Here is a 7216-nt window from a genome sequence, read left to right as displayed (position 1 = left end):
AAACCGAAAACCGCAGGCAAACGCAAATAGTTTGCCTGCAAAACAAAACAGTACCTAACCAATTTTCAATAATTTAATTTTCACAAAACCACTAAAAAAATGTTTGAAACAACAATAGGCGCAAGCCAAGACAAAACCCCAGTAGAAGCAGGCGCAGGCCGCACCAGACAAGCCGCATTAGACCGTTTGGGCGAATTGCCTGAAAGTATTCAAGAGGCCATCAAGCAAGGTGCAATGATTTTCATTGACAGAACGGTTTTTGGCACACGCGAGGCGGGTTCTGATTCTGTTAAAATTTTCAAAACAGACGACGACATCAAAGCGGGTGTTTGTTCATTGGCAAAAGCCATGCTTGAAAAAGACCAGCATTTCATTTGTACCGCGATTATGATTGAGCAAGGCGATTCGCTGGAGGGTTTTGTGCCTGCTCCTTTTACCGACGCGATGCACAGCGCAGAGATTGACTTGAACACCGCAGGCGCAGACAGAGTCAAAGGGTTGCACATGAACCAATTTTACACCGCCAATCCAGACGCAGCGGTGGGCGACAGCACAAAACCGTATGGTTTTTACAAACTGAAATCCCCTTTGTATATCCCACCGCAAAAGGAAATCAAAGTAACCATCAACGGCGAGGCCGAAATCGACGGGGTTATTCGTGTAACCTTAATCGGCTTGCAAGTAGCTGCTAAACCAAACTTAGCATAACACATAGCGCAACATTAGGACTATATTTTGAAAGGCCGCTAAACGCTAAGAATTAGCGGCCTTTTTCTCTCTCCTTAGCACTTAAATAATTGCAGCGATGAAAACTTTAGAAACCGTTAGAGTTATAACCTTAGATTTTGCTTTCGGGCTTTTAGGCGAAAATGAAGCCAATAAGGGTAAAAATTATATTTCAGGCGACGGGCGTACTATTGGTGGAAGTTTGACTAAAGAAGTAACGATTGAAACCGATTGGAAATATTTAATAGGTTTTATGACTACCATATACCCTATTCAGGCACGCGTCAATTTAGGACAATTAAAAGTTGGTTCAGATTCTGACTATTTGCCAGAGGGTCTTTGGCTAAACTCAATCAATACGCTTTCCAGTGCCAAAATCGAAGAGCGTATTTGGCCGCTAAAATTAGACGTAAACCAAGACAAAATTCGCGCAACCCTAAACGATGCCACGCAAGCCGCGAGCTTTGCCGCCGCAGCGATTCAAAATTACAGCGTACAATTAGCATTTGTCCTTCAAAAGTCAAACAAATAACATGGCTACTAAATTACACGAGCTTTACGCCATCAAAACCACCGCAGGAAAGACGGATAGTTTTTCTTTGACTTTACCCCAACGCTACGAAAACAAAGAAAAGGAACTTGTTTTTTGGGCTTCAAACGGGGCGGCAAACGTGAGTCTATCTGTGAATAATAATCAAAATATTTTGATTGATTCTTTGACGGTTAAGCGCGTAGATGTGGAAGCCTATAACGCCACCTTTGAAGGCCAGCCCGAAATTTTAGAAGTAACGCAGCCGACGGCCATGTTAGCGGCCAATGGTTTAGGCGGCTTTAAAATCGCTAACAAGCAGGCTTTTAGCGATTTTATTAACGATAAAAGCAGACGTTACAAAGCCCTTGTTATCAAAGTAGGTAGCCAACCCGCAGCCATTGCCTTTAATGGAAAATATATCGTTTATGACGGAAATATTACATTGCCGTCGAGAGCTGAAGACCTGGCCGCAGCAGATGCTGAAGTTTAACGTAAGTTATTGATTTTCAAATGATGTATTTTTTAACTTTCAGCACTTGCACTTCAAACCACAATGTTTTTAATCAATATATTACATGGCACTACCAACAATAATCGAATCACGCGCACAGGCGATAGACCTTGCACGGCGTGAAAGGCAACAGGAAGCCGAATTACCAACCAACGGCCTAACGTTCTATCCATTGAGCGACCAAGCGCACGGGGGACGAATCAAGCACATAGCGGGAGTTATCCAGACCGATGTTTTGGGCGAATTAGACCAAGCCGCCGAAGTAGTTTTTAAGGTTTTTCTCAAAGTAAACGAGTAGTATAATGGAATTAGAACTGGCAATAAATCAATATTTGGCCGCAAAAGGCATAAGGCGAGACGAAGGCAGCCGTTACAGGCTTGATTTTAGAAGCGTTGTGTTTTCGTTAGAGGAAGGGGAAGTAAGCACCGATGTTTTATCTAAAGAAGCAGATAGTATGTTGTTTTTCTACAAGGGGGTGTTTTCTGTTTCAAATTACGAAGACGGCGGAACTATTACTTTGATAGGCGGAACGGAGCAAACGAAAATTGCTATTGTGCCAGAAAAAGCCAACAACGACCGCACCAGTTTTGAATGTTCCTTTTTGTTTCAGACACCTAAAACAATGGAAAGAAAATTTGAATTAGGTACTATTACGGGTTTTGTTAAGTTCTTTTTTGTTAGAATTATCCTATTACCATAATGCAACCAACCGTTATCTATATAGACGAAAATGAAAAGATAGAATCTTTATCTTTCAAATTCGCAAAATATCCTTATTGGCACATTACAGACAGTACGGGAGCTATTTTGTACCAAAAATTCGACCCAAGTATTACGGCCAATAAGCGGTCAGAGCCTTTGGACTTTGCCGCATCTTTGGAAGATGCCATAGAGTACGCCAAAAAATCGCAAGAACCGCGTTTGGTGTTGCATTACGGCAACAATAAAGCCGACATCGGAAATAAGCCAAAAACCTTTATTATAACAAACCAAGACGAAGCAGCACAGGCGCAACAAGACCCAATTTTGTTTTTAGCCAAACTGCAAAACAACCCGATAGCCGCCGCGTTGGAGGGTTTGGCGGGAGTTGGAGCAGGTAACGCAAATGCAGGTACAGGGATGAATCAATTAGCTTTGCTTTCAAAGATTGCAGGCGGAAAAAATGCAGCCGCAACCGAGTTTTTCGAGCGGTTTCTTGAATTTCAGGAAGAGGCACACGCCAGAGAAATGGAAACGCAAAGGCAAATGTTTGATATGCAGCTTAAGGCATCTCAAGAGGCCAACAAACATCAAATTGAATTATTGCGCCTTGAAATGCAGCAGGCAGCAGACGGCAAAAAAGGCGGACTAAATGGTGTTATGGATAGTGTTGCAGCCAACCCCGAAGCCATACTAAATGGTATTGCAAATTTAGCGAGTGCAGTTTTGCCATTTTTCAAAACGCCAGTAGCCGCCGCAACCAGCGTTGCAGGTGCAACAGGTGCAACAACAGCAGCACAGGCGACGGCCAGCACAACGACGGCCACCGCAGCCACCAACAGCGCGACAGCACAGGCGACCGAGCGCAAGCCGCGAAGTTTTCAGATTAACACCGACGACGACGAGGAAGAGGAGGACGAAGAGGACGGCAGCGACGACGAGGAAAACGACGAGGACGAGGACGACGGCAATGTTTACGAAATAGACGCAAGTAGTTTCAGCGACGAGCAACGCCGCTCACTGGATAACGTCATGGGAGAAATGGAATTTAATCCTGACTTAGCTAAAGAGATTGAGGATTTTATCCGCTTCAAAAAAACAAAAGAAGCAGAAAAAACACAACAGTAAACCATCTAAAAACCACTTTAAAAAATGCCAGATTTTAATTTTAAAAACGTCACTATTTCCGCAGAAAACAGAGAGGAGGCCGAGCAAAAAATGAATGCCTTGTTAGACGCAGCCGAGCAATTAAGCGGGGACGAGTTGGAAGCCGCTATCAATTTTATTTTGGAGAAACCAAAACTTTTGGCGGAAGTTCGCAGAATTGCCGCTTCAGGCGAAAGACCGAGCTTGCTTTCTTTGGCTACTAACCTTACTAAATTCATGTAATCATGTTTGAAAACCCACAAAACCAGCCCCGAAGCCCTGCTTACCAAGCCACTATCGCAGCGATTATTTTGGCTATCGTGATTATAGGCTTTTTTGTTGCAAAATCAACAGTACGAGGCATAAAACAAGGCTATTACGACAACCAAGACGGCCAGAGTTACACAAACAACAGCGACGGCCAAAGCGTTGATTTGAATACTTTGGCGCGCGAATACCGAGCCGCCGCGAATAATTCGGGTACTGATTGGATGATAGATTTTGACGGTACAGACGTAGAGGCCATGTATAGTTTGGCCGAGCAAAGCAAGGGCATCTTTACGCAGGTAGCAAAACGATACAAGCAGCTTTACAACGAGGTTTTACTCGAGCGAATAGCCGAAGAGCTGAACAGTAGCGAGTTTGCAAAATTTAAAGCATTGGCAGGACTTTAACCACTTATATATATGGCAACAACAAGATATTTACCCGCCGTTATTGAGCAGTTACCAGCATTGCCGACGGCGACCGAAGTACGCACACAGGCGGTGAAAACCTATCGAGACAATAGCACGCTATTTGCACTTTTGGCGGTGTTGCTTGCACTTGGAATAATTTACTATTTCAAAGATAGTATTGTAGGTATTTTTACGCCATCAAGTAGCAACAACAGGCAGCAGCAAAGCAACATTGTTATTGCGCCAAAGCCAACACCGAAACCAAAGCCAAAACCAGCGACGACGGAGACGGCCACGAACCAAACAAGCAAACCAGCCAGCCGCGTAATTGCACGATTTGGGGATAAAGGAAAATACTACGTTCGGCAGGTGCAAGAGGCCTTAAACAAGTTAGGTGAAAACTTAGAACCCGACGGCGACTTTGGCACAAAGACAATGCAGGCATTAGCGCGAAAGGGATTTAAAAACCCTAAACAAGTAACGGACACAGGTTTAGCGGCTTTGCGAAAGCAGAAAAAAATGACTGATGCAGGCGCGAAAGCCGCCAAAATAGTAGCCACAACCTCAAATCCTCTTTGGGCGGACGCTTACTTGTGGTGGAAGTCGGTAACGGCTTAATGCAATTTCAATCATTTAATTATTTTATTTCTCAATTAAAAAACCACTTTTAAAAATTATGTACGAGTTAGAAAAAAGCACAGCAATTGCACGCGTCAAAGCTGCATATTTAGCCGAAACAGGCAAAGTATTAGCCGAAAACAGTATCAGTGTTGAGGTTTGCGCCGAAACAGCAGAACCGAAAGGCGTTTCTGTTCTTTTGGTTGGTGGTCGCCCAGACGTTCCTCTGGATAACGCCTTTATTGTGTTGTTGAACCCTGAAAAAGAGCTAAAAAACACGCTCCACGCCACCGACGGCAAAGGCTTGTTTGCGATTGGTACTTTTGTTGAAAATGGCAAAAAAAAGGCCTTTTTGTCAAAAAATCGCACCTTTAGCGCATCGAGTTTGAAAGTATCCAACACAGGCCGCAATCCATTGAATTTGGATTATATTTTAGCTTATCCATTGGTAGCAGCCAGCGAAGCTCCAGCAGAACCAGTCAAGACGGCGACGGCCAGCGAATCCGCAGGCGACGGCGACAGTAGCAGCGAAGCTCCAGCAGAGCCAGCCGCCGCAGAGCCAGCGGCGACCAAGACGACCACCAAGAAAAAAGCCTAAACCATGACACCAAAAGAATTTGTTCAAAAATTCGGCAAGGCAGCCGCCAAAGCGTGTGCAGGTACTAAGTTGTTTACCAGTGTTTGCCTTGCTCAAATGGCACTGGAGACAGGTTGGGGAAAAGACGGGATAGCCACGAAATATAATAATTGGTTTGGTATCAAGGCCGACGCATCGTGGAAGGGTAAGAAGGTTTTACTTTTGACGGTAGAAGAAGTAAACGGGGTTCGCAAGAGTGTAAAACAATGGTTTCGGGTTTACGACACGGCGGACGAATCTATCAAAGACCGCGTAAAATTTTTACTTGATAATCCACGCTATAAACAGTTTGGTGTATTTGCCGCGAAAACCCCCGCCCAGCAAGCGCAAGCCTTAGAAAAAGCAGGCTACGCGACGGCCTCTAATTACAACGAAGTAATAGAGTCCATTATTAAGAGTAACAATCTTACAGCCTTAGACGATTTGGCCGAAACATTGGCCGAAAAAAAGTAATCATAGGGCTTGGGCTTATAGCCTTAGCCCTGATTATTCTCTATTATTATTATCAAAACAAAACCACTCTATACAATGAACCATACCCACAAAATAGAATTTGGGTTTAACACCATTGTGGCATTTTTTTTAGGCAGCTTTTACGGGGTACAGGCTTACGCCGCGCCCCCGACCTTGTCTTTTGTCCTTTGTTCGATTTTTGGCAGCCACGAGATAGCGCATTTTGTCGGTAACGCCTTTGCCGCGTTGCTTTACGGAGGCCTTTCAACACTTGGTGGCATCTTTGTAACATTTTTCAAAGACGACATTCGGGACTGGTTTAGAGCGCACAAACACACTTTTTCAATTACAAATATTGCAAAAGGTCATTTTGCCTTGAAAATGCTAAAAGTTTTAGTAGTTACATTGCTGATTTACTACACTTTGGCAGGCACAATAACAGTAATGAATCTAATTGAAGGTTTGGCCGCGCTTGGTCTTGCAAGTAGTTACACCGCTATACCGATAGCCGAGCCACCGCCACCAGAGCCGCCCGATATAGCAGCCGAGCCGCCAGCCGAAGCTCCAGCCGAAAGACCAGTTTTTAAGATAGCCAAAAACACTCCAGCCAATGAAAAAGAAAAAGAAGAGTACCCTTAAAAAGGCGGGTGATTGGGTTGCGAAAGGAGCGGCCTACTACATTGGATTTTCGCTTTTGTTGTTTATTGTTTTTGCAATTATAACAACAGGTGTAGCCGTAGCCGCCAACCGCCGAAAAGCCAGCACAGGGAACGGCAGCGTAGGTGCAGCAGGAACGAAAGCGAAAAAAGCCCCGGACCCCAAACAGGTAAACGCGGCATTTGCCGCCAAGATGCAACGGGTTTTGGCCAGCTTGGAAAGCGATAATGTTGTTTTGCGTTCGCACTACGAAAAAGCCAACGCCAACGAAAAAGAGGCCATCGAACAAAAGTTAGCCAAAAACGCAAGAAAGGCCAACGAACTCAAAAAACTAATTCCCAAAAACAACGACAACGACCAAGACGAATGAAATTAGAAGACTATACAGCAGAATGTGCAGCCTTAAAAACCGCCATATTGCAGCGTAATGACATTATATTGATTCAGGCAAACGCAAAAGGTACGTTAAGTTCTGACCAAATTTTTTTTGAACCTAAAGAATTGATAATTCCACCCCTAAGTGATGTTAATTTTTTGACTTCATACAATGGCGGGCTTC

At 44.2% G+C, this 7216-nt stretch carries 14 protein-coding genes; all 14 read left to right on the top strand.

The features are described from left to right. Nucleotides 1-99 precede the first annotated feature (99 nt). Nucleotides 100-708 carry a hypothetical protein gene (locus BM090_RS17910; RefSeq protein ID WP_091517030.1) on the top strand — a complete coding sequence of 203 codons (609 nt, stop codon included), beginning with the start codon at nt 100-102 and terminating at the stop codon, nt 706-708. A gap of 97 nt (nt 709-805) precedes the next feature. Further along, nucleotides 806-1258: a hypothetical protein gene (locus BM090_RS17905; protein WP_091517027.1), complete on the top strand. Its 453-nt coding sequence runs from the start codon at nt 806-808 to the stop codon at nt 1256-1258. Between the two features lies 1 nt (nt 1259). Further along, on the top strand, nt 1260-1748 hold the full coding sequence (locus tag BM090_RS17900; protein WP_091517024.1) for a hypothetical protein: 489 nt from the start codon (nt 1260-1262) through the stop codon (nt 1746-1748). An 85-nt stretch (nt 1749-1833) separates the two neighbouring features. Next, complete coding sequence (locus BM090_RS17895; protein WP_091517021.1) at nt 1834-2067, top strand: hypothetical protein; 234 nt, start codon at nt 1834-1836, stop codon at nt 2065-2067. Nucleotides 2068-2071: 4 nt separating this feature from the next. After that, nucleotides 2072-2470 carry a hypothetical protein gene (locus BM090_RS17890; protein ID WP_091517017.1) on the top strand — a complete coding sequence of 133 codons (399 nt, stop codon included), beginning with the start codon at nt 2072-2074 and terminating at the stop codon, nt 2468-2470. Next, complete coding sequence (locus tag BM090_RS18600; protein ID WP_091517015.1) at nt 2470-3597, top strand: hypothetical protein; 1128 nt, start codon at nt 2470-2472, stop codon at nt 3595-3597. Before BM090_RS17890 ends, BM090_RS18600 begins: the two co-directional genes overlap by 1 nt. 24 nt (nt 3598-3621) lie before the next feature. Continuing rightward, a complete protein-coding gene (locus BM090_RS17880; RefSeq protein WP_091517012.1) occupies nt 3622-3858 on the top strand; it encodes a hypothetical protein in 237 nt (78 codons plus the stop codon). A 2-nt stretch (nt 3859-3860) separates the two neighbouring features. Next, on the top strand, nt 3861-4289 hold the full coding sequence (locus BM090_RS17875; protein WP_091517008.1) for a hypothetical protein: 429 nt from the start codon (nt 3861-3863) through the stop codon (nt 4287-4289). 12 nt (nt 4290-4301) lie between these two features. Continuing rightward, nucleotides 4302-4910 (top strand): peptidoglycan-binding domain-containing protein, encoded by a 609-nt coding sequence (locus BM090_RS17870; RefSeq protein WP_091517005.1) that lies wholly within the window; start codon nt 4302-4304, stop codon nt 4908-4910. A 58-nt stretch (nt 4911-4968) separates the two neighbouring features. Further along, entirely contained in the window at nt 4969-5508 is a 540-nt protein-coding gene (locus BM090_RS17865; RefSeq protein ID WP_091517001.1) for a hypothetical protein, read from the top strand. A 3-nt stretch (nt 5509-5511) separates the two neighbouring features. Beyond that, nucleotides 5512-6000 carry a glycoside hydrolase family 73 protein gene (locus BM090_RS17860; RefSeq protein WP_091516998.1) on the top strand — a complete coding sequence of 163 codons (489 nt, stop codon included), beginning with the start codon at nt 5512-5514 and terminating at the stop codon, nt 5998-6000. 75 nt (nt 6001-6075) lie between these two features. Beyond that, nucleotides 6076-6639, top strand: coding sequence for a hypothetical protein (locus BM090_RS17855; RefSeq protein ID WP_091516994.1), 564 nt, complete (start codon nt 6076-6078; stop codon nt 6637-6639). Continuing rightward, nucleotides 6611-7027: a hypothetical protein gene (locus BM090_RS17850; protein WP_091516991.1), complete on the top strand. Its 417-nt coding sequence runs from the start codon at nt 6611-6613 to the stop codon at nt 7025-7027. The genes BM090_RS17855 and BM090_RS17850 overlap by 29 nt, the downstream gene beginning before the upstream one ends. Further along, nucleotides 7024-7216 (top strand): hypothetical protein (locus tag BM090_RS17845; protein WP_143084047.1); only part of this gene is annotated, 193 nt, incomplete at its 3' end. The genes BM090_RS17850 and BM090_RS17845, both read left to right, overlap by 4 nt.

Origin of the sequence: Flexibacter flexilis DSM 6793 (assembly GCF_900112255.1) — a bacterium.
In the GTDB taxonomy this organism is placed as follows: Bacteria; Bacteroidota; Bacteroidia; order Cytophagales; family Flexibacteraceae; genus Flexibacter; species Flexibacter flexilis.
The sequence above is the reverse complement of the archived record's forward strand: the minus strand, read 5'-3'. Positions and strand labels throughout refer to the sequence as shown.

Bases quoted from the DNA above. Each gene is read 5' to 3' on its own strand.
- BM090_RS18600 (WP_091517015.1), top strand. From the start codon at position 2,470: ATGCAACCAACCGTTATCTATATAGACGAAAATGAAAAGATAGAATCT.
- BM090_RS17860 (WP_091516998.1), top strand. From the start codon at position 5,512: ATGACACCAAAAGAATTTGTTCAAAAATTCGGCAAGGCAGCCGCCAAA.
- BM090_RS17850 (WP_091516991.1), top strand. From the start codon at position 6,611: ATGAAAAAGAAAAAGAAGAGTACCCTTAAAAAGGCGGGTGATTGGGTT.
- BM090_RS17905 (WP_091517027.1), top strand. From the start codon at position 806: ATGAAAACTTTAGAAACCGTTAGAGTTATAACCTTAGATTTTGCTTTC.
- BM090_RS17855 (WP_091516994.1), top strand. From the start codon at position 6,076: ATGAACCATACCCACAAAATAGAATTTGGGTTTAACACCATTGTGGCA.
- BM090_RS17865 (WP_091517001.1), top strand. From the start codon at position 4,969: ATGTACGAGTTAGAAAAAAGCACAGCAATTGCACGCGTCAAAGCTGCA.
- BM090_RS17870 (WP_091517005.1), top strand. From the start codon at position 4,302: ATGGCAACAACAAGATATTTACCCGCCGTTATTGAGCAGTTACCAGCA.
- BM090_RS17900 (WP_091517024.1), top strand. From the start codon at position 1,260: ATGGCTACTAAATTACACGAGCTTTACGCCATCAAAACCACCGCAGGA.
- BM090_RS17875 (WP_091517008.1), top strand. From the start codon at position 3,861: ATGTTTGAAAACCCACAAAACCAGCCCCGAAGCCCTGCTTACCAAGCC.
- BM090_RS17895 (WP_091517021.1), top strand. From the start codon at position 1,834: ATGGCACTACCAACAATAATCGAATCACGCGCACAGGCGATAGACCTT.
- BM090_RS17880 (WP_091517012.1), top strand. From the start codon at position 3,622: ATGCCAGATTTTAATTTTAAAAACGTCACTATTTCCGCAGAAAACAGA.
- BM090_RS17890 (WP_091517017.1), top strand. From the start codon at position 2,072: ATGGAATTAGAACTGGCAATAAATCAATATTTGGCCGCAAAAGGCATA.
- BM090_RS17910 (WP_091517030.1), top strand. From the start codon at position 100: ATGTTTGAAACAACAATAGGCGCAAGCCAAGACAAAACCCCAGTAGAA.